The following is a 21699-nucleotide window of genomic DNA, read 5'->3' on the forward strand; positions in this document are numbered from 1 at the left end:
AACTGTCCGTTTAGAACGCTTACAAGGAGAGGTTATGCACCGCTGCACAAAGCTACCAGCACTGCCGGTTTTTATTGTGCTGGCAGTATTTTTTCTGTTCCTGCAGCCTTTTTCCGCCTGTGCCCAGAGCAATACTGCAGCATCTCCTTCAGGGGACGTCTCCAGGGCCGGCGTCGAAAGACTGCTGCAGGACCTGGAGGATCCCCAAAAGCTTGAAGAACTGAAAGAGGACCTGAAGATTCTTCTTGCAGCACAGGAAACCAGGGAAGAAGACAAGCCCTATGAACCCCTGGCCGATGCCGAAGGACTTCTGGGCCAGCTTTTGATCCTCATGTCCGGGCATATGCAGGAAATAAACAGGGTCCTCACTGATGCCGGCCAGAGCACCCTGGAGTTGCCTGAGATCGCCAGAGACCTGGTCCAGCAGTCCCGGGACCCGGAAACACTCAGGACCTGGGGGGAGATGGGAGGCAAGGTCGCCCTGGTCCTGGTGGCCGGATTCCTGGCCTTCTGGCTGGCAAAGCGCCTCCTGAGAAGACCGCTCAAATCCCTGGAAGACCAGGAGGCCTATTCCAGGGCCACAAGGGCCGCGTTTCTGCTGGGCAGCACCCTGCTGGAAATAGTCCCCATAATCGCCTTCGCTGCTGTGGCCTACGCTGTTCTGCCCCTTCTGGATCCTGCCGACGGCACCCAGGTGGTGGCCCTGACCGCTGTAAACGCCATAGCCTTTGCCAAGCTGGTCCTGGCCCTGGCCAGGCTGATCCTGGTTCCGGCAGCCCCGGCTCTGCGACTTTTTGACATAGAAAATGAAACCGCAAAGTATTTGTATATCTGGGTACGCCGCATCGTAAGCCTGGCAATATACGGTTATTTCATACTGGAGGCTTCCCTGCTTCTGGGCCTGCCTGCCAGCCTTTACGTTTCCCTGCAGAAGCTCCTGGGCCTTATAATCACGCTTATGGCCATAATCCTGGTCCTGCAGAACCGCTCCTGCGTGGCCGAGTGGCTTCGCGGGGACCCCGTCCAGGAGGATCAGGACCAGTCTGCGCAATCCCAGCTGACCGAGGCCATGCGCCGCAGGATGCAGGCCCTGGCTGCTTTTCGCCGCAGGCTGGCCAGTTTCTGGCATGTCCTGGCCATCGTCATTATCCTGGGACTCTTCGGCACCTGGGCCCTGCAGATTGAAGGAGGGCTTTTTTTTCTGGCCAGGGCCCTGGTCCTCACCGGGATCATCATACTCATCACCACCTTTATCCTGCGCTTGAACGACCGGGGTCAGGACTACCTGTTCAGGATAAGCGACGACCTCAAAGCCGGTCACCCCGAGCTTGAAGCCAGGGCCAACCGCTACCTGCCTCTGCTGAAAAAGACCATAAGGGCAGTCATCTATGTTCTGGCTGTTTTTTCCATCCTCAATGCCTGGGGACTGGGCACCCTGGGATGGCTCATGTCTCCGCAGGGCTTTGCAATCATCTCTCAGGTAGTGACCATCCTGGTTATACTCATGATTGCATCCCTGATCTGGGAGTTCGCCGCAATCAGGATTGAAAAGTCCATGGCCCTGGAGAGCGAATCCGAGGACAAAAGGGCCACCTCGCGCAAGCTTACCCTGCTGCCGCTTCTAAAAAATGTAATAATGATAGCTGTTATCCTGGTGGCCGGAATGAGCGTCATGGCCCACCTGGGCATCAATATTGCGCCTCTTCTGGCTGGTGCCGGTGTCATCGGCCTGGCCATCGGCTTCGGGGCCCAGACCCTGGTACGCGACGTCATAACCGGGGCCTTTATCCTCCTGGAAGACTCCATGGCCGTGGGGGACTGGGTGGAGGCAGGAGGACACGCCGGTACAGTGGAACACCTGACAGTGCGCACGGTTTCCCTGCGCGACCTGGCCGGCACCCTGCACGTCATTCCCTTTGGTGAAGTGACCACTGTTCAGAATTACAACCGGGACTACGGCTACGCCATGATCGATGCCGGGGTTGCCTTCCGGGAAAATTACGGCGAGGTGGTGCACGCCCTGCAGGACGTGGCAGCGGAACTCAAAGAAGACGAAACATGGGGACCGGACATTATCGGAGACTTAGAGATCTTCGGGCTGAACAAGATCACCGATTCAGCCGTGGAAGTCCGGGTGCGCATCAAGACCAGGCCCCTTTGTCATTTTGCCATTCGCCGGGCATTCCTGGAGCGGATGAAACGGGTTTTTGACGAGCGCGGCATCGAAATCCCCTTCCAGCACCACACCATCTGGTTCGGCCAGGATAAACAGGGTGATTCCAGACCCATGCGGGTGGTGCACGAGGCCAGAAAGTCGCTTCCTGAAAAGGACAAAAAGGAAGAGCCCCAGCCGGAGCAGGTTCCTGAAAGGAAAATCGAGTACTTTACCGAATCAGACGCCTCCAGGGAAGTGGTCAAGGATAAGGAGCAGGCCGATGAGGAAAAGGAAGAGGAGGAAAGACTGAGGCAGGAGCAGCTGGAACAGGAACAGGAGAAAAAGGCGCAGGACGACTTATCAGACGATTCTCAAGACAGCAGTAAAAAATCATGAACAAAGGAGAAATACATGCAGGAGTATAAAGTCGCTGTCATCCCCGGTGACGGCATAGGCCCGGAGGTGGTCCGGGAAGGACAGAAAGTTCTCGAGGCCGCCGGAAGGAAATACGGCTTCAGGCTGGACTGGCACAGCTACGATCTGGGCGGGGAGCGCTACCTCAAGACCGGCGAAATCTTACCGGACTCGGTCCTGGAAGAGCTCAAGGGCTTTCACGCCATATACCTGGGGGCCATAGGGCATCCCGATGTAAAGCCGGGCATCCTGGAACAGGGCATTCTGCTGCGCACCCGCTTCGTCCTGGACCTTTACGTCAACCTGCGCCCCATCAAGCTCTATCCCGGGGTGGAATGCCCATTAAAGGAAAAAGGCCCGGAAGACATAGACTACATAGTGGTCCGGGAAAATACCGAAGGTCTTTACGCCGGAAGCGGCGGCTTTCTGCGCCAGGGCACAGAACATGAAGTTGCTGTGCAGGAATCGGTGAACACCTATATGGGCGTGGAACGATGCCTGCGCTACGCCTTTGAGCTGGCCGCCACCCGCAAGCGCCGCAAACTCACCCTGTGCGGCAAGACCAATGTCCTGACCTATGCCTTCGGCCTATGGGAGAGGGTCTTCCGGGAAATGGCCAAAGAATACCCTTCGGTGGAAATCGACTACACCCACGTGGATGCCACCTGCATGTGGATGATCAAAAGCCCGGAATGGTTCGACGTGGTGGTCACGGACAACATGTTCGGGGACATCATCACCGACCTGGGGGCCATCACCCAGGGTGGACTGGGCATTGCCGCCGGAGGCAATATCAATCCCCGGGGCGTGTCCATGTTCGAGCCCATCGGAGGCTCGGCTCCCAAGTACGCCGGCCAGAACAAGGCCAACCCGGTTGCCGCCATCCTGGCCGGTCAGCTTATGCTCACCGACCTGGGCCAGGCACAGGCCGCCCAGGGCCTGGAAGAAGCCGTTTCCAGGGTGCTGCCCCGCATGCAGACCCAGTCCGCAGGACGCATGGGCATGAGCACCAGCGAGGTGGGCGATGCCATAGCTGCTGAAATCAGCTGAAACCATTCAGGGGGTCCTCGGTAGTGATTACAGGTCAATTGAGGCACCCCCTGAATGGTTACCAAAAATTAGATTTTCAGCACGGCCTGCTCCCCTCCTTGGTTAAGGAGGGGCTGGGGGTGGTTCGTTATTAATGACCACTTCCTTCCCTTCATGGTTGATAACTCTTACAAGCAACCACCTGTTCAACCAATAACTACAACAGGTTAAACTCATGTGCATATGTCCAAAAATTTCAGCACGGCCTGCTCCCCTCCTTGGTTAAGGAGGGGCTGGGGGTGGTTCGTTATTAATGACCACTTCCTTATCCAGCTGCTCTCAGGTTCAACCTGGGAATAACGCTTAAAAGCAACCAAAATACTCAGTCCATGGTGATCAAGAAAATCACAGCACCTGCTACTGCCTCTTCCGCTCTACCCACACCTCTACACTTTCCATGGCCTCCCGGGTTTCCAGCCCGCGGATCTCCCTGTATACATCTTTGCACTCCTCATAGTCCAGACTTCCGGCCAGCTGTACCGCTTTTAGCTCGTTTCTGGAATGGGGAAACCTGTCTGTTTCCTCCAGGATCTCGTCCTTGCGCACTATCTTGTTGTAAATAAGGCTGCGGGCCGCCAGCAGGTCTGCCCTGGGACCGCCGTATTCCGGCATCCAGGTATAAAGAAGGGTCAGGACGTCCCCGGGACCCAGAACCTGTCTTCTTCCCAGTCTTTCCCTGAAAAAGTCCTGCAGACTGTAGAATGTCTCCAGCCTGGAAAAGGGAGGTTTTCTGGCAAACAACAAAGCGGCCAGAAAGAAATGGATATATCCGGCTTCAACGTATACGCTCTGGTAACCCGGCAAAATATCCTCCAGGGCCCTGGCCCGCATCTTATCGCGCAGCCTGCCCTTTTCGGCATCGGCCCGGGCGAAATTCTTCACCGCCTTTACCAGGTAGGAAAAATCCCGGTTTGCACCGGAAACCTGGTAAAACTTCATGAGCTTGTCGCTCCACCTGCGTTCGCAGTCATAAACCATCCCTGCCCTGGTCTCAGGCCTGATCTGATCCGGTCTGCCCTCTGCCGCGAAAAACTCGTGCAGGCCGATGAGTTCCTCCACAAAGGGCTCCACCTGCAGGATGGTCTTGCCCATACCGTACATCTGCTGCAAAAGAAGGCACTGTTTTTCTGCAAAGCCTGGAAACCCGAACTCTGTCAGCATCAGGTAGTCGTGTACCTGCATTTCACCTTTTAGCATCTCATCAAAACCAGGCGTTGGTGGCTCTTCCAGCACAATGCAGTCATAATGCTGCATTTTGCTCTGGACAAAGGGCAGGGTTTCCAGTCGATATGAAGTATAGCCCAGGCAGATACGGGACTTGAAATTGTTTTCTTGCAATGTCATAAATAAAAATGTTAATTTGTATCAGCCGAACCTGCAATCCAAATCTTACTGCCCACGGAAAAAAATGGTTGACAGGGCTCTTACTATTGCAGCCGGCCTGAAGGTCTTTCAATGGTTACATAGTTTTCATCCGGAAACGGTTCTTTTTCCTTTTGGCGGTGTCAATCAGCACAATTATTCGTCAACGTATTAAGATACGCCTCCTCATAATTGCTTGATTTCCTTGCCAAAAGAAAAAACTCCTCGTTTCCGGAAAGAAAACCATCAGCTTCAGCATCCGGAAATAAAGAATTTCCGGATGGAAACTACATAACCCTGCAGCAACAATTAAAAAACGGGTGACTTGTAAAAATCAGGCACAAACAAGTGTCGTTGCAGGGATAAGCGCAATGAGCAACAGGAATTAATATGGCCAGAGTTCTGGGTGTCGAAGAAAACCACGCCTACCACAATATACTGAGCAGAGCACTGGGGGCAGAGCACTTGCTGACCCTTTGCTCCTCCATGTCCAGTTTGGGACAGAAAACCGGGAAAACAGCCTACGATGTGGCAGTATTGAGCCTTGATGTCAACGGCAACGGGGCCGAAGACCTGGAACCCATTCAAAAAATTCAGGAACAGCTTGGACAGGCTCCCGTTATCGTTACCAGCGAAAAGGACGACTCGGACTGGATAGTCCGGGTAATCCGGGCCGGGGCGCATGACTTCATCGCCAAGCCCTATTCCGGGGAAAAAATCCGCCTGGCCGTGGACAGCGCCCTGGAAAAAAGAAGCATGAAAAATGAAATCGACTACCTGCGCCGCCAGCAGGACGTCATCTACGACCTGGACAGGATAGTGGCCAGCACCCCGGCTATGCAGGATATTCTCAGCTGGACCCGGAAATATGCCCAGACTGAATCCAACCTGCTGCTTACCGGAGAAACAGGCACCGGCAAGAGCTTTCTGGCCGGAGCAGTGCACTTCAACAGCCCCAGAAAAAAAAGGCCTTTTATCAAGATAAACTGTGCCAATCTCCCGGAAAATCTCCTGGAAAGCGAACTCTTCGGCCACGAAAAGGGAGCCTTCACCGATGCAACCCAGACCAGGGTGGGCAGGCTGGAGCAGGCCGCCGGCGGCACGGTATTTCTGGATGAGATAGGAGAAATGACCCCGGCTCTGCAGGCCAAATTTCTACAGGTGGTGGAGGAAAAGAACTTTCAGCGCCTGGGCGGCAACAGAACCATATACAGCGATATACGCATTATAGTGGCCACCAACCGGAACTTAGAACAGATGATGGAGGCTTCTGATTTCAGAAGCGACCTTTATTACAGACTGAACATATTAAAACTGCACCTGCCTCCCCTGCGTGAACGCAAGCAGTGCATCGAACCACTCACACGCATGCTTCTGGAAAGGATCTGCCGCCAGTTGCGCAAAAAAATGATGGACATCTCTCCCGAGGCCCTGGAAATCCTGGGCGCATATCACTGGCCGGGCAACATCAGAGAACTGTCCAACGTCCTGGAAAGAGCCATCCTCCTGGAACATTCAGACGTCATCACCGCAGAAAGCATCCACCTCAATTCCGGCCTTCACCTCCAGGAGAATTCTTACCAGAATTCCCCGTCAGCATCCCGGCTTGAAAACACGGAATACAGATCCATCATCCAGGCCCTGGAAGACAACCTGTGGGTCCAGAAACATGCCGCTGCTCAGCTGGGCATCTCTCCGCGCAGCCTCAACTACAAGATCAAGAAGCTGGGTATCACCCACTGGCGCTGGCCCCGGCACAAGGACAAATAAGCCCTCTGCCCGGGTAAGCTCTGAACCGGATTGCACACTGCCCGCCTGTGGTAGAGCTGAAGTACGCCCGGTGCCCGGCGAAAAATCGAGATCCACCAGGTATAAAAGCAGAGATGATAACTAATTATGGTTGACAGTCTTTTCATACTTCTCTTAATATCCGCTCCAGATAAAATAAAGCTCAACAACTTCCAGCATAAACAAGGAGACGAAGATGCCAAACCCAGTAACAGACAACAACTTTGAGGAAGAGGTCCTGAAATGCGAACTGCCGGTTCTAGTTGATTTCTGGGCCCCTTGGTGCGGACCATGCAGGGCTATCGGCCCCGTGGTTGAAGAACTGGCCCAGGAATATACAGGCCGCCTCAAGGTACTCAAGATGAACGTGGACGAAAACCCCGGTACTCCAGGCAAATACGGCATCCGGGCCATCCCCACCCTGATCCTGTACAAGGGCGGAGACGTCATGGAGCAGGTAACCGGTGCTGTATCCAAGGCCAACCTGAAGCAGATGATCGATAAAGCTGTGTAGTTTTATGAAAGAATACGAAAGCGTAGTCATAGGTGGAGGGCCTGCCGGTGTTACAGCAGCCCTCTACCTGTTGAGGGCGGGTATACAGGTGGCCTGGGTGGAAAAGCTCTCCCCGGGAGGCCAGGTCCTTCTCACCGAAACCATAGAAAATTATCCCGGCTTCCCCCAGGGAATAAAGGGCTTTGAGCTGGTGGATCTCTTCACAGCACACCTTGAAGGCTTCGAGTACGACAAGATAGGTGATGAAGCAACTGAGATCAAAGCCTCGGACGGAAAGTTCGAAACAGTGCTTTCCCAGGAGAGCATCATTTCCAGAAGCGTTATAATAAGTACAGGTGCCAACTGGAAAAAGCTCGGAGTGCCCGGAGAAGGCAAGTTCAACGGCCGTGGCATATCCTACTGCGCCCTGTGTGACGGCAACTTCTTCAAAGATCAGGAAGTGGCCTGCATAGGCGGAGGAGATACAGCCCTGGAAGAATCCCTGTACCTGACCAAACTGGTGAAAAAAGTATACCTCATTCACCGCAGAGACGCTTTCAGGGGGTCCAGGATCTATCAGGACAAGGTGATAAACAACCCCAAGATCGATGTCATCTACAATACAGTGGTCCGGGAATTTACAGGAGACAAGGAACTGGAAAGCGTAAAACTTGAGAATGTCCAGACCGGTGAAGAATCGGATCTCGAGGTACAGGGTGCATTCGTTTTCATAGGCCTGATCCCGGCAGCGCCCTCTCTGCCTCAGGAAGTAGAGACTGATGAACTGGGGTTCATCAAGACGGATACCGAGATGAGCACCAGCATTCCAGGCCTTTATGCAGCCGGGGACATCCGCTCCAAACTGTGCCGCCAGATTACTACTGCGGTGGGCGAAGGAGCCTCAGCAGCCCACAATGTACAGGTTTACCTGGAAAAAACAGGTTAGTCCCCAAAACACTCTGACATTCTTCCGTTTTCACTAAATAGGCCGACATGAGAATCAAAAACCTGCTTTTATCAATTATTCTTGCCGCCGCACTGGCGGCGCTGTCAGGCTGCGCCTGGTTTCAAAGAGGTCCCGAACCACTGGAGGACACCCCGCAGGAACTGGCCCAGGCCGGGGTGGATGCCATGGAGCAGGAGCGCTACAATAAAGCCATTGAATATTTTTCAGACCTGAGGGACCGTTTTCCCTTCAGCCCCCATACCCCGACAGCCGAAGTGGCCCTGGGAGATGCTTACATGAAGTCCGGCAACTATGATGCGGCCATCACCGTATTCACCGAGTTCGCCGAGATGAACCCCCGTCACGAATACATGCCCTATGTACTTTTCAGGACAGGACTGGCCCACTTCAACAAATTCACTTCCATAGACCGTCCGCAGCGCAACATGCAGGAGGCTCTGGAGTACTTCAGGCGGGTGGCCCAGGTTTATCCTGAGACTGAATATGCTGAGTATTCCCGGTACTACAAGGTACAATGCCGCAAAAAAATAGCCGAACACGAACTGTACATAGCCGATTTTTACTGGCGAACCAAGCGCTATGGATCGGCCTATGAGCGCTACAGGTACGTTATGGACAATTTTGAAGATCTGCCTGAATACGTGGAATACGCCGGTGAAAGGGCCAAAAGAAGCTACTACAAACACCAGGAACATGTCTCCAGCCACAAAAGAGCCACAGAAGAAGGTTCCTGGAGGGACTGGCTGGACTGGCTGTAAAATACACCGCAATCAGCAGCATTAACACCGCCTGGTTATTCGCGCCTGTAGGGACTTATGCCTTCAAAATCAAACCAGGTTCATCCACGCACTCCAGACAACACAGGTCTTTTGCATCAGACTAAACACGGACCGTGACTTCGTGCGTCATTTCCGGCAAAGTCTTGAAGCATGGCAGATCCAGTATCTGTTTAGCGCTTTGCATGTGGCATGGGGACTGGCTCTCCCCGCACTTATTTTTAAAACCTGTCAATCAGCCTACAGAAAAATAAGTGTGGGGGTGCCTGTCCCCTGCTTTCCTTAAAAGCGCTGACAGATACGCAGATCCAAATGAGAAGCAGCCCCCCGGATGGGAGGGCTATGGCCAATCGCTTCCAGATGAGCTTTAAGCCGGTCCTTCTTAATCCACTCTTACTTCCAGACTGTCTCCGGGCCGGATGACCTGGCCACTGGAGAGATTGTTCCAGTTCTGCAGGTCCCTGGTGCTTACTCCGAACCTGCTGGCGATTTCCGAAAGGGTGTCTCCCCTGCGCACCTGGTAAGTGGTAACACTGCCGCCGCTGTCGCCGCTGCCGCCGCCGGGAATATCCAGCTCCTGTCCGGGACGGATGGTGTTGCCACTCAACCCATTGGCATTTCTCAGATCATCCATGCCGACGTTGAATTTTCGGGCAATTTCCCAGAGGGTATCCCCGCTGCTGACGCTGTAGGTGGTCTGCACCCTGGAGCCTTCATCTCCACCACCGGCCTGGGTATGCCCCGGAATATAGAGCTTCTGGCCGGGACGGATTGTGTTGCCGCTTAGACCATTGGCCGCTATGAGTGTCTGCATTTCCACATTGAATTTGCGTGAAATATCCCAGAGGGTATCTCCACTTTGAACTTCGTAGTTCCCCCTGCGCTGAGCGTAATCCTGGGTGGAAGACCCGGCATGGGTGGAACCGCTGGCCGGTACAAATACATACTGCCCGGGACGGAGCATATCAGATGTAGTATTGTTCATCTCTTGAAGTACCGATACCGGCACCCCGAAACGGTTGGAAATACGCCACCAGGAATCTCCGCTGCTCACCTGGTATCTATGATATCCAGCATGCTGCTCTGCCTCGGGGCTGTCCAGAAATTCGGCTGCCGCCTGAGCCTTTGTGTCCGGCAGCATAACCTGTGTCCTGGTATCAGAAGGACTTACTTCCCTGCGAAAGGCCGGGTTGTATTCCTTGAATTCATCAAACTCCATGCCGGCTGCTCTGGAAAGGGCTATCAAATCTGTTCCCGGCGGAATCTCCAACTCCCTGTAATCCGGTGCCCTATCCCAATCTATGGGATCAAAATCCAGCTCTTCCAGGTTTCGCAGTATCTTCAGGATAGCCAGAAACTTAGGCACATAGTTCCTGGTTTCCATAGCCAGGTAAGGGCCGTTTATCAGATCGAAGTAATTATCATGCCCGCTTCTCTGCATGGCCCGGCCGACCCTGCCCTCCCCGGCGTTGTAGGCGGCCAGAGCCAGATACCAGCACTCGAATTCGTCATATAGCTTGGCTAAGTAATCTGCCGCGGCATAAGTGGAGAGAAAAGGGTTGCGGCGTTCATCTAACCACCAGTCCACCCTGAGGTCGTACATTCTGCCGGTGCCGGGCATGAACTGCCATATTCCGGCGGCCCCGGCCCTGGAATACGCCCTGGGGTTAAACCCGCTTTCGGCAAAAGGCAGGTAGATAAGATCTTCTGGAAGCCCCCTTTCCTGAAAGACTTCTTTTATGTAGGGCAGATATTTTTCCGAACGATCCAGCCATGCCTGAAAATTGTTGCGGTATCTGTGTGTGTAGAGCTTGAAGTAGTTTTCCATGGCCTGAGTTTCCCTGGCATCCAGAACAAAATCGAACTCTATCTCGGTTTCCAGGGCCTCTTTTTCGGCCTCAGTAAGCGGTGTCCGCTGGAGCTCAGCCTTTTCTTCGGGGCTTAGATCATCCATTTCGTCCCTGAACATGCTTTCGGCTGCTTCGGCCTCCTTGGATATGCCGTCAGCGTCCACCTCGAGTTCCGGGTGGGACAAAATCCGGGACTGCTCAAGGGTCCTGGGCTTAAGGTCTGCAGAATCATCCCGGGGTGTTGAAGCGCAGGATAAAAGCAGAAAAACAGCCGGAAAAATCCATAAAAAACGTAAAGGCATATTCAGAACTCCTTGATATAACAATTCTTCTGGTTGACGCATTCATGAATCATAAAAATGCCAAACAGAGCACCTGCCGGTTGTAAGTCTCGGGAACGCTTCAAGCAAACCACGTTTGGTTATTAAATTCCTTGGGGTTTGGCAATAGTAAACTTGCAGCACTTTACAGATTTACAGGGACAATCAAGACTGCTACTTCCAATTTCATGCACGAAAATCTTGTACTGGGCAAAAAACCGGTAATGGAGGCCCTGGAGGAAAACCCGGAGCATATTGATCTGGTTCTGGTAAAAAAACCGGTCCCCCGGGGACTGGACCCGGTGATATCCAGGTGCAGACAGCTGCATGTGCGCTTCAAGCTGGTCCCGGACCAGGAACTGCAGCAAATGGGTGCAGCAAGACAGGGGATTGCCGCCAGACTGCGGATGCAGACCCTTGTGGACCTGGATCTGCTTCTAAATAACACCACCCGGGCCGTTTTTCCGGTGCTGCTGCTCTTAGACCAGGTCCAGGACCCGGGCAACCTGGGCACCCTGGCCCGCACCCTGGCCGCCCTGGGCGGGGCGGGCATCATTATTCCCCGTGACAGAAGCGCACCCCTGGGGCCCGGGGCCATGAAGGCCTCGGCAGGAGCCCTGAACAGGATCGGGGTTGCCCAGGTTACCAACCTGGCCCGCACCCTGGATCATATAGACCAGGCTGGATTTAATATCTATGCCGCAACCATGGACCAGGGACAAAGCGTTCTGGAGCAGACTTTTGTCTTTCCGGCAGTTCTGGTATTGGGCGGGGAGGAAAAGGGCATCCGGCCAAATGTCCTTAAAAGGTGCCCCGGTAAAATCCATATTCCCATGGCGGGCGGCATGGATTCCCTGAACGTGGCCCATGCCGGCGCACTGATCCTGGGAAGAATGCTGTCCTGGAGATAAAAAAACACAACAGGAGAAGCTGAATGTATCAGGCTTACGGCGTACTGGGACGGACACTGGGACATTCCCTGAGCCCCTATCTGCACAACTGTGCCTTTCAGGCCGCAGGCATGAAGCGGGTGTATCTCAAATGGGAGATTGAACCGGAAAATCTGGGTGACTTTATACGAGCGGTGCGCATTCTGCCCCTGTCCGGGGCCAGCGTCACCATCCCCTACAAGGAGGATGTCATGGAGTACCTGGACTATATAAGCCCGGAAGCATCCGACATGGGTGCTGTAAATACCCTGTACTGGCACAGAAAAAGCCTTTGCGGGACCAACACCGACTGCAGGGGTTTTATGGCCCCCATAGAAGACCTGCAGCTGGATTCAGCTCTGATCCTGGGAGCAGGAGGAGCCTCGCGGGCTGTACTCTACGGCCTGAAGCGCATGGGCATATCAAACATATACCTGACCAACCGCAGCAAAAAAAAAGCCGTGGCAATGGCCGGGGAATTCAACGTAAAAAGCATCCCCTGGGAGGAACGCTACCGTCTCAAGGCGGACCTGATGGTAAACACCACCCCTCTGGGTACCGCCGGGGATATGCAGGACCACTCCCCCTGGGAAAGCAGCATCTTCCCCTTCAAGATAGTCTATGACCTGGTGTACAACCCCCTGCAGACAAGGCTTCTGCAGCAGGCCAGGGCGCATGGAGCCCATACAGTATCAGGGCTGAGCATGTTCGTGCACCAGGCCCTGAAGCAGTTCAAGACCTGGACCGGCCAGGGCTTCGATCCCGGATGGGCAGAGGATCTACTACAACGAAAAATCACCGGGGAGATATGAGGAGTACCGAGAGGCTGTCGGACTTGTCGGACTGGTCTGACCTGTCTGACCTGTCGGACCTGTCCGACCCGTCAGACCCGTCTGACCTGTCAGACAGCCTCCAGAAATCACTCCATATCATCCTGCCTAAATCCCCAATCCCTCAATCCCTCAATCCCTCAATCATTCAATCCCCCCTGCCCCGGCCTCCAGGGCCTGTGCATTCTGGGGCAGGAGGTTGTGATACCTCTCGGGAATTACCTGGGCAAGACTGTCCTTGACCACCTGCAGGGGAACTATCCCGGTGACCTCTATATATGCCCCCAGGGCCACCATATTGGCCAGCCTGGGATTGCCCAGATCGTTGGCGATGTCGTTGGCCTTTACCCCCCTGGCCTGAAGGCGGCTTGAGTCGGCAAGCCCGGGCTCCACCTGGGAAGCATTGAACACTACTGTGCCCCCCTTTTTCACCCGGGGCTGAAACTTTTCCATGGAAGGCCGGTTCATGGCAATGAGGGTCCAGGGGCTTTTGACAATGGGTGAGCCCACTTCCTGGTCCGAGATGACCACGGTGCAGTTGGCTGTGCCGCCGCGCATTTCTGGACCGTATACGGGTATGTAAGTCACATGCAGTCCGGAATGCATGGCTGAAACCGCCAGCAGGTTGCCCATGAGCATCACCCCCTGGCCCCCGAAACCTGCGATTATTACGTCCTGGTACACGCTCATTGTGCTTCTCCTGCAACATCCTTGTGTATCCCCAGGGGAAAGCAGGGTATCATCTCATTGTCCACCCGGGCATTGGCATCCAGGGCATTCATGCGCCAGTTGGTGGGACAGGCGGCCAGAAACTCTACAAAACCGAAGCCAAGACCCTGCTCCTGGACCTCAAAGGCTCTGCGCAGGGCTTTTTTGGCCTTTTTCAGATTCTTAATGTTGTTTACCGCCACCCTTGCTGCAAAACTCACCCCCTGCAGCCTGGACATTATCTCGGTCATCTGCATGGGATAACCATCAGACCCGGACTGTCTGCCCAGAGGGGTGGTGGTGGTTTTCTGACCCAGCATGGTTGTGGGGGCCATCTGCCCCCCGGTCATACCGTAGACGGTGTTGTTCACGTAGACCACGGTGATCTTTTCCCCCCGGTTGGCGGCGTGCATGATCTCGGCCAGGCCGATGGAGGCCAGGTCCCCGTCTCCCTGATAGACCAGCACCAGGCTGTCCGGTGAGCTTCTCTTGACCCCGGTGGCCACTGCCGGAGCCCTTCCATGGGGAGCTTCCAGGGTATCCACCAGTACGTAGTTGTAGATAAAGGCTCCGCAGCCGATTGCAGCCACGCATATGCTTTTCTGAGCCAGCCCGGCGTCTTCCAGTCCGGAGGCCAGCATCTTGTGTACAATGCCGTGATGGCAGCCCGGACAGAAATGTGTGGGCACATCCGCCAGAATATCCGGGGATTTGTAGGCCAGTACTTCCTGCATGTTGTTTGCTCCTTGAATATCCTAAACCAGGTTCCACTTTGCGGGCATAAAAATATCACCTGCCGGGTTTTAATACCCCGGCACACCAGCACGTTTATCCTGTAAGTTCCTTGAGTATGGGCTCCTCGAAATCCTCAGGGGTAGGCAGGTTGCCCGGCAGGTGTCCATAAAAACCGCTTTCAGCAAGCCCGCAGATGGACAGACGCACATCCTCCACCATCTGGCCCATATTGTGCTCAATGGTCATAAAGCGTTTGCCCTGGCGGGCCAGATCCTGCAGAGCAGGCGCAGGAAAAGGAAAAAGGGTTATGGGACGCAGAAGCCCCACCATATGGCCCTCTTTACGCAGCTTACGCACTGTAGACTTGACAATGCGCCCAATGGAACCGAAAGCCACCACCACAAGCCGGGCGTCAGAGGTTAAAAACTCTTCATGCCGGCATTCTTTGCGGGCCTTTATATACTTTTCCTGCAGGTCCTGGTTGTGCCTGCCCAGAGTACCCTCGGCCAGGCGCAGGGACCGGATGATACGGGGACTGCGCTCCCCCGAGCCTTCAAGCCTCCAGGAGGCCGCCTCCTGGGGATCCGGACCGGCTGGCTCCCGGGTGTCAATGGGCTCCATCATCTGACCCAGGATGGCGTCCCCAAGGATCATTACCGGATTGCGGTATTCAAAAGCCAGGTCAAAGGCCTCAAAAGTCAGATCATAAGCCTCCTGCACACTGCCCGGGGCCAGCACAATCTGGCGGTAGTCCCCGTGGCCCCCGCCCTTGACCGCCTGGAAATAATCCCCCTGGGAAGGACCAATATCCCCGAGTCCCGGCCCGCCCCGGCTGATATTTACGATGACCCCGGGCAGATCGCTGCCGGCCATGTAGGATATGGCCTCCTGCTTCAGGGATATGCCCGGGCTTGAGGATGAAGTCATGGCCCGCACCCCGCAGGCCCCTGCCCCCAGAAGCATGTTGGCCGCTGCGATCTCGCTTTCGGCCTGGATGAACTCCCCTCCTGATGCGGGCAGGACCCTGGACAGATACTCGGGTATGTCGTTCTGGGGAGTTATGGGGTAGCCGAAATAGCACCTGCAGCCGGCGTCCACAGCCCCCCTGGCGATGGCCTCGTTGCCCTTGACGAATATCCTAGACATGCTCTTCCTCCAGGTTTTCAGCGCCGGCCCTGTCCTTTTTACTGCGGTAGACCACAAACACCTCGTCGGGACATATCTCGGCACAGAACCCGCATCCTTTGCACACGCTCATATCCTGGTTCTTCACCCGGATCACCTTGTACCCCTGCCTGTTGGGCCTGTCCGCCTGCTCCAGCATATCCACCGGGCAAACAAGGGTACACAGAAGGCACCCTTTGCACCTTTCCTCGCGAATTATCACCCTGGACATCTATCCTCCCCCCGATCAAATAAATTTATTTTATAAACATGGCATCGCCGTAGGAAAAAAAACGAAAACCCTTCTCCCTGGCGTATTGGTAGCTGTGCAGTATTTTTCGCCTGCCTGCAAAAGCGGATACCATAATTAAAAGAGATGATTTGGGCAAATGAAAGTTGGTGATGAGCTGGTCCACAGCTTCAAATTTAAACCCAGGATAGATATACAGATCGCTCCAGCCTGTAAAAGGCTCCACCCGGCCCTTCATCCTGCAGACACTCTCCAAGGTACGCACCGTGGTGGTTCCTACGGCCACCACCTTGCGTCCCTGTGCCCTGGCCGCCCGGATGCTCTCTGCAGCCTGGGATCCCACCTCGATGTACTCCGGGTGCATCACATGCTGCCTTATATCCGCGGACTTCACCGGGCTGAAAGTGCCGTATCCCACGTACAGGCAGACCTCCGCCCACATGCAGCCCAGGTCCTCAAGCCGTTGACAAAGCTGCGGAGTAAAATGCATGCCTGCGGTGGGTGCTGCCACAGAACCCTGCTTGTCCGGATGGGCATATACGGTCTGATAACGGTTGACATCCTGGGGCTCATCCTGTCTTTTGATGTAGGGAGGAAGGGGTACATGGCCGTAGCGCACGAAAAAATGCCCCAGGTCCCCGGTCCAGAAAAGATCACCCTTGGCCCTGCCCTGGTCCAGGTCCTGCACAAGCCTGAAGCGCACATTTTCCGCGAAATAAACCCAGTCCCCGGGCCTTGGGCGTCTGGAAGCCCGGACAAGGCACTCTACCCGGGCCTTTTTTTCCCCGTTTTCCATGACCGGACTTATAAGAGGCAGCGGGGTTAGAAGCAGGAACTCCACAGACCCGGAACTTTCTTTGCGGCCCATGAGCCTTGCCGGCAGCACCTTTGAAGTGTTCACCACCAGAAGCGAGCCCGGCTCCAGGTATTGGTCAATGTTTTCAAACCTGTCCTCCTGCAGCTCACCACCCTGCCTGTCCAGAATCAGGAGCCTGGATTGACTTCTGTCCGGGGTGGGCCAGGAGGCTATCCTGGCCGGATCCAGCTCGTATTCATAGTTTTCAAGATCAAAATCTTCAGAAAAGCTCATGGCTGGAATTTAGTGTAATCTTTTCCTTAAATCCACCAAAAAGGTTTTTCCTGCAATGCCCCCAGACCCTGGTCATCCTTCAAAATTGACAGCACAAGCAAAAAGCAATAATCAAACCGGAATCAGTTATACACCTTTTTTAAAGATATAAAGGAGTAGACATGGCCGCACCCAGGTATTGCCTCCGGGTAAGCTCGGATTTTAGTTCATCGCATCAACTGCGCAACTACGGGGGGAAGTGCGAAAGCCTGCACGGGCACAATTTTCAGGTGCAGGTCCAGGTGTGCGGAAAAGAGGTCGATCCGGACACAGGCATGCTCATGGATTTCAAGGAACTCAAGAACACTCTGCTGGCAGTACTGGAAGAACTCGACCACAAACATTTAAACGACCTGCCCCACTTCAAAGAGACCAACCCCTCATCGGAAAATCTGGCCTGCTTCGTTTACCAGGGCCTGAAAAAAAGCCTGGGAAACCGGGGCGTATACCTGGACTGGGTCATGGTGGCGGAAAAAGACAGCTCCAGGGCCTATTACAGCGAATCCTGATCAGTCCGGGGCGACCTGCACCTGGGGAACCAGCTCCTGCAGACTGCTGCTCAGCTTGGCATCGTACTTGTTCTGGGCCTGGGCCAGGCATTCAGCCACTCTGGACAGGTCCTGCCCCTTAGCATCCGGGCGCAGGGAGTACTCACAGAAGGCATGCACCAGCGCTGCCAACCGTCCATGCAAGCTGATTTCGGCTCCCTTCAGCCCCCTGGGAACCCCGGAACCGTCCAGCAGTTCTTTGTGCTCCAGGTGGCAATTAAGCGCCACATCCTCCAGCACATCCAGCTTGCGCATAATATTGGCCCCGGTCATGGGATAATTTGTTATCTTGTCCTGCTCTTCTCTGGAAAGCCTGGTCTTTTTTTCCAGGATAAAAGCCGGGACCTTGGTCATGCCCAGCATATGCGTCAACAGCCCCAACGCCAGATTATCCATGGCCCGGCGCTTGAGGCTGTCCTCCTGCATCTTCATGAACAGGGCCAGCCCCAGAATGGTGCTGTTGTAGCAGAGCCTGGCCCAGGAATATTCCTGGTGCAGCATTTTGAGCAGATTTTCCAGCCTGGATCTGTCCTCCCACAGGTACTGAGTCAAAACTAAGCTGTCTTTTTTCAGCTTCTCCATGGCCGCAGGAACCGGCTGCTCGAAAAAATCGGAAGCTTTCTCGGTAAGGGCGAACCTGATAATGTAAACTACTTCTTCAGTGGTCAGGTTCCTGTCCTGCAGGACCAGGTCCAGCTGTTTGCTGATGTGTTTGGCGTAAATCTTGTGATCTGAACGGGCCACAAAGATCTGACCCTTCCTGGAATAGTTGTGCAGATCTTTCTGCATGTTCTGATCCAGGCGTCTGTCTGCATAATAATAGGGCTGCAGTTGCCCGATATCCTCCTTGAATCTGTACAGGTTAAGGGGCAGTCGAAACTTGGGGAAGCTCTCCAGTATATCCGGCGTGACCTGGTAGAATTCCTCGTTTAAGCTTTCAGCGTCAATCTGCTTTGAACTCATGTAAACCCTCCCCTGAATATCCGGCAAGTTTATACAACGATCGGTTTTATTTGCGGTAAATCTTTAACAGATTGGTGGGAGAACTTTCCACTCCTGGCTTGGGGTGTCCAGAGGTTATCACCAGGTCTTCACCGCTCAAAAACCCGGAAAAATTCTCTACAAATTTTTCCGTGCGCTGCAGGTGATCCTGGGGCTCTTCTGATATGTGCACAGGCACCACCCCCCAGGAGAAATTCATGAATTTCTGGGTGTCCCACCTGGGACTCAGACCGAAGATGGTCTGTCTGGGTCTGCAGGAACTGATGAGCCTGACCGTTGCTCCGGAATCGGTATGGGCCACAAGGGCCTTGCTCCCGATCTTGTCCGCCAGAAGACAGGCGTTGTAGCCGATGAAATTTTCGGAAACCTGTTTTTTGGGCTCCAGGGGGCTTGTGCCCAGCTCGAAGAAAAACTTTTCCGCCTCCTCAGCTATCTCGCGCATGTAACCCACAGCCTGAACCGGGTACTCCCCGATGGCGGTTTCTTCCGAGAGCATGAGGCAGTCGGTGCCGTCCAGGACGGCATTGGCCACGTCCGTAGTCTCAGCCCTGGTGGGCATGGGATTGCTGACCATGGACAGAAGCATCTGGGTGGCCACAATCACCGGCTTGGCCGCCTGGTTGCACGCGGCAATGATTCTCTTCTGCAGGGTGGGCAGGGAAGACAGAGGGCATTCCAGGCCAAGGTCCCCCCGGGCCACCATGATCCCGTCGGCGATCCTTAGAATCTCCTCCAGGCGGTTTACCGCCACCTGCCTTTCCAGTTTGGCGATTACCGGAATCCAGCGGCCTTTTTTCTCTATGACGTGCTTGGCGCTGGAGACATCTTCCGGGCACTGCACAAAGGACATGGCCACCGCGTCTATGCCCATGTCCAGGCCGGCGGCCAGGTCTTCGCGGTCCTTGGTGGTCAGGGCGGCAATGGAGGCCTTGAGGCCGGGAAAATTGATGCCCTTGCGCGAGGTGATGATTCCGCTGTTTTCCGACCTGAGCTTGAGCACCTGTCCACTTTTTTCCAGGATCTCGAAACTCAGGCCGCCGTCGCTGACCCTGACCTCGTCCCCCACTTTAAGGTCCTTGATGATCTCCCTGTGGTCAAAAGGCAGATACGGGTCATGCCTGTCCATTTGATCCGAAGGGCCCATGAACAGCTCATCCCCGACATTTATGCTCAGGGGGGATTCCTTGAGTTCCCCGGCCCTTATCTTGGGTCCGGACAGGTCCTGCATTATGGTTATTCCATGCTGCAGCTCATTCTCCACGCTGCGCAGGTTCCTGACTATATGCTCAAAATCACCGGCGCTTCCATGGGAAAAGTTGAGCCGGAAAATCCGCACCCCCTGCTCCACCAGCCTTTTGATCATAAACCTCTCGTTACAGGCTGGTCCGATGGTGGCTATTATCTTGGTGTGCATATGTTCATTCCTTTTTTACCCGCAACATTAACTGCGGGAGTCTTACTTAATGGTTGCAGGCCCTCTACAGGCCACGGGACTTAATCTGCAGTCGTGCAGAAAAAATTTTAAATTTTTAAATTCAAATATAATGAATGCTTAACTAAAAAAAGACTTAAAATCAAGCTAAACAGGCCAAAAAATTTCATTCTACAGTTGACTTTTCCTTGCCTGAAAAAAAACAAAGTGGTAAATGGTGGTAAATAGTGGTTAGATAATTATGTTCAGAGGACACAGCCAAAGAAGCATAGACCCCAAGGGACGGCTCATGCTGCCCCCCGAATTCAGGGAAACAATCCTGGAGCACTCTCCCGAAGGCCGGGTCATGCTCACCAATTTCGACGGCTGTGCCGTAGGCTATCCTTTACCTGAATGGGAACGGATTGAACAGAGTTTTAACCAGTTAAATATGGCTAACCGCAAATTCAGGGATTTCCACCGCTTTTTTATTTCCGGGGCCACTGAGATCAGCCTGGACAAACAGGGCCGTATCCTTGTGCCGCCCTATCTGCGCTCATACGCAGGCATGAACAGGGAGGTCGTTCTGGCCGGAGTGGGAAGAAAATTCGAGATCTGGGACATGGAGCGCTTCGAGGCGCAGCGCAGAATGATGGAGCAGGACTTTGACGGTATAATGGATTCCCTGGCGGAAAACGGATTCGAGCTGAGGTTTTAAAATTGTCCCCGGTTACCACCGAGACGGACAAAAACCAGAAGGACAGGTAATATCCGTGCAGGCTCAGGAGTTGGCAGACTATACCCATCAGCCGGTGATGCTTGAAAAAGTCCTTGAGCTTCTGGCCCCTGCCCCTGGAGGGCGCTACCTGGACGGCACCCTGGGCCTGGGCGGACATTCACTGGCAATACTCAAGGCCTGCAAAGGTGAATGCAGCATTCTGGGCATGGACATGGACCAGGAGGCCCTGGAACTGGTTGCAGAAAACCTGGAAGAACAGCAGGGCGGGTTGCACATGGTCCAGGATGCTTTCCATAATTTTCAGGAATATCTCCAGGAGCTGCAGTGGCCTGGACTGGACGGAGCCCTTCTTGATCTGGGCATGTCCTCGCTGCAGCTGGATAAAAAGGAAAAAGGATTCAGCTTTATCCATGATGGACCTCTGGATATGCGCATGGGCCTGGCCCAGGGCTTCCCCCCGGCATCCAGCCTGGTGCAGAACGCGTCCTTTTCCAGGCTGAAACAGATAATCTATGAGCTGGGCGAGGAGCCCATGGCCCCCAGGATAGCCAGGGCCATAATCCAGGCCAGGGAAAAAAGCCCCATAAATACCACCCTGGAACTGGCCCGCATAGTGGAGCAGGCCTACCCGGCCCAGAGACGGCGGGCGGCCAGGAATCATCCGGCCACCAAAACATTCCAGGCCCTGCGCATGGCCACAAACAAAGAACTGGAGAGCCTGCAGGATTTTCTGGAAAAAATCGCCCCCTGGCTCAGGCCCGGGGCAAGGCTGGTGGTAATCTCCTTTCATTCCCTGGAAGACAGGATGGTAAAACAGTATCTGCGCAGGCAGGCATCTGACTGCATCTGTCCGCCAAGGTCTCCTGTATGCAGCTGCAGCCATAGAAAAACTCTGGAAATTTTAACCAGAAAGCCCCTGACCGCTTCGGAAAGGGAAATAAGCCGCAACCCCAGAAGCAGAAGCGCTAAACTAAGGGCGGCTCAAAGGGTTTAAGGGCATAGGGCATGGAGCATAGGGCATGGAGCATAGGGCATGGTGC

At 54.4% G+C, this 21699-nt stretch carries 20 protein-coding genes; 11 read left to right on the forward strand and 9 right to left on the reverse strand.

Features of this window, described 5'->3' with window-relative positions; genetic code table 11:
- Positions 1-34 precede the first annotated feature (34 nt).
- A complete protein-coding gene (locus D5S03_RS05955; RefSeq protein ID WP_287043008.1) occupies positions 35-2551 on the forward strand; it encodes a mechanosensitive ion channel family protein in 2517 nt (838 codons plus the stop codon).
- Positions 2552-2566: 15 nt separating this feature from the next.
- Positions 2567-3619 (forward strand): 3-isopropylmalate dehydrogenase, encoded by a 1053-nt coding sequence (locus tag D5S03_RS05960; RefSeq protein WP_287043009.1) that lies wholly within the window; start codon positions 2567-2569, stop codon positions 3617-3619.
- Between the two features lie 396 nt (positions 3620-4015).
- Here D5S03_RS05960 and D5S03_RS05965 read toward each other — a convergent pair whose 3' ends face one another.
- A complete protein-coding gene (locus tag D5S03_RS05965) occupies positions 4016-5002 on the reverse strand; it encodes a hypothetical protein (protein ID WP_008871629.1) in 987 nt (328 codons plus the stop codon).
- A gap of 408 nt (positions 5003-5410) precedes the next feature.
- Here D5S03_RS05965 and D5S03_RS05970 point away from each other — a divergent pair, with 408 nt between their 5' ends.
- The 4 genes from D5S03_RS05970 to bamD all read left to right on the forward strand — a co-directional run bounded on the left by D5S03_RS05970 (position 5411) and on the right by bamD (position 9026).
- Positions 5411-6790 (forward strand): sigma-54-dependent transcriptional regulator, encoded by a 1380-nt coding sequence (locus D5S03_RS05970; RefSeq protein ID WP_008871630.1) that lies wholly within the window; start codon positions 5411-5413, stop codon positions 6788-6790.
- Positions 6791-7004: 214 nt separating this feature from the next.
- Positions 7005-7322, forward strand: coding sequence for a thioredoxin (trxA, locus tag D5S03_RS05975; protein WP_008871631.1), 318 nt, complete (start codon positions 7005-7007; stop codon positions 7320-7322).
- Between the two features lie 4 nt (positions 7323-7326).
- Positions 7327-8247: a thioredoxin-disulfide reductase gene (gene trxB, locus D5S03_RS05980; RefSeq protein ID WP_287043011.1), complete on the forward strand. Its 921-nt coding sequence runs from the start codon at positions 7327-7329 to the stop codon at positions 8245-8247.
- 47 nt (positions 8248-8294) lie between these two features.
- The gene (gene bamD / locus D5S03_RS05985; protein ID WP_008871633.1) at positions 8295-9026 is read left to right on the forward strand and encodes an outer membrane protein assembly factor BamD; all 732 of its coding nucleotides are present in this window, start codon (positions 8295-8297) and stop codon (positions 9024-9026) included.
- Between the two features lie 400 nt (positions 9027-9426).
- Here bamD and D5S03_RS05990 read toward each other — a convergent pair whose 3' ends face one another.
- Positions 9427-11196 carry a LysM peptidoglycan-binding domain-containing protein gene (locus tag D5S03_RS05990; protein ID WP_008871634.1) on the reverse strand — a complete coding sequence of 590 codons (1770 nt, stop codon included), beginning with the start codon at positions 11194-11196 and terminating at the stop codon, positions 9427-9429.
- A gap of 206 nt (positions 11197-11402) precedes the next feature.
- Here D5S03_RS05990 and rlmB point away from each other — a divergent pair, with 206 nt between their 5' ends.
- Entirely contained in the window at positions 11403-12125 is a 723-nt protein-coding gene (rlmB, locus tag D5S03_RS05995; protein WP_008871635.1) for a 23S rRNA (guanosine(2251)-2'-O)-methyltransferase RlmB, read from the forward strand.
- Positions 12126-12148: 23 nt separating this feature from the next.
- Positions 12149-12955: a shikimate dehydrogenase gene (aroE, locus tag D5S03_RS06000; protein ID WP_287043014.1), complete on the forward strand. Its 807-nt coding sequence runs from the start codon at positions 12149-12151 to the stop codon at positions 12953-12955.
- Positions 12956-13117: 162 nt separating this feature from the next.
- Here the strand turns inward: aroE and D5S03_RS06005 are convergent, their stop codons facing one another.
- From D5S03_RS06005 to queA, 5 genes are all read right to left on the reverse strand, one after another.
- Positions 13118-13663, reverse strand: a complete 546-nt coding sequence (locus D5S03_RS06005) for a 2-oxoacid:ferredoxin oxidoreductase subunit gamma family protein (RefSeq protein ID WP_287043015.1) — start codon at positions 13661-13663, stop codon at positions 13118-13120.
- Positions 13660-14415, reverse strand: a complete 756-nt coding sequence (locus D5S03_RS06010) for a thiamine pyrophosphate-dependent enzyme (protein ID WP_008871638.1) — start codon at positions 14413-14415, stop codon at positions 13660-13662. Before D5S03_RS06010 ends, D5S03_RS06005 begins: the two co-directional genes overlap by 4 nt.
- Before the next feature lie 94 nt (positions 14416-14509).
- Positions 14510-15562 carry a 3-methyl-2-oxobutanoate dehydrogenase subunit VorB gene (locus tag D5S03_RS06015; RefSeq protein WP_008871639.1) on the reverse strand — a complete coding sequence of 351 codons (1053 nt, stop codon included), beginning with the start codon at positions 15560-15562 and terminating at the stop codon, positions 14510-14512.
- Entirely contained in the window at positions 15555-15812 is a 258-nt protein-coding gene (locus tag D5S03_RS06020) for a 4Fe-4S dicluster domain-containing protein (RefSeq protein WP_008871640.1), read from the reverse strand. Before D5S03_RS06020 ends, D5S03_RS06015 begins: the two co-directional genes overlap by 8 nt.
- Positions 15813-15837: 25 nt before the next feature.
- Complete coding sequence (gene queA / locus D5S03_RS06025) at positions 15838-16920, reverse strand: tRNA preQ1(34) S-adenosylmethionine ribosyltransferase-isomerase QueA (RefSeq protein ID WP_287043017.1); 1083 nt, start codon at positions 16918-16920, stop codon at positions 15838-15840.
- 161 nt (positions 16921-17081) lie between these two features.
- Between queA and queD the strand changes: the two genes are divergently transcribed.
- Complete coding sequence (gene queD / locus D5S03_RS06030) at positions 17082-17468, forward strand: 6-carboxytetrahydropterin synthase QueD (RefSeq protein ID WP_008871642.1); 387 nt, start codon at positions 17082-17084, stop codon at positions 17466-17468.
- On the opposite strand, the gene D5S03_RS06035 is transcribed toward queD, so the two are convergent.
- Positions 17469-18470 carry an HD-GYP domain-containing protein gene (locus D5S03_RS06035; protein WP_008871643.1) on the reverse strand — a complete coding sequence of 334 codons (1002 nt, stop codon included), beginning with the start codon at positions 18468-18470 and terminating at the stop codon, positions 17469-17471.
- A 46-nt stretch (positions 18471-18516) separates the two neighbouring features.
- The gene (gene pyk, locus D5S03_RS06040) at positions 18517-19923 is read right to left on the reverse strand and encodes a pyruvate kinase (protein WP_008871644.1); all 1407 of its coding nucleotides are present in this window, start codon (positions 19921-19923) and stop codon (positions 18517-18519) included.
- A gap of 256 nt (positions 19924-20179) precedes the next feature.
- Between pyk and mraZ the strand changes: the two genes are divergently transcribed.
- Positions 20180-20638 (forward strand): division/cell wall cluster transcriptional repressor MraZ, encoded by a 459-nt coding sequence (mraZ, locus tag D5S03_RS06045; RefSeq protein ID WP_040419321.1) that lies wholly within the window; start codon positions 20180-20182, stop codon positions 20636-20638.
- A 55-nt stretch (positions 20639-20693) separates the two neighbouring features.
- Positions 20694-21653 (forward strand): 16S rRNA (cytosine(1402)-N(4))-methyltransferase RsmH, encoded by a 960-nt coding sequence (gene rsmH, locus D5S03_RS06050; RefSeq protein ID WP_008871646.1) that lies wholly within the window; start codon positions 20694-20696, stop codon positions 21651-21653.
- Positions 21654-21699: the final 46 nt, after the last annotated feature.

Origin of the sequence: Desulfonatronospira sp. MSAO_Bac3 (assembly GCF_003838035.1) — a bacterium.
In the GTDB taxonomy this organism is placed as follows: Bacteria; Desulfobacterota; Desulfovibrionia; order Desulfovibrionales; family Desulfonatronovibrionaceae; genus Desulfonatronospira; species Desulfonatronospira thiodismutans.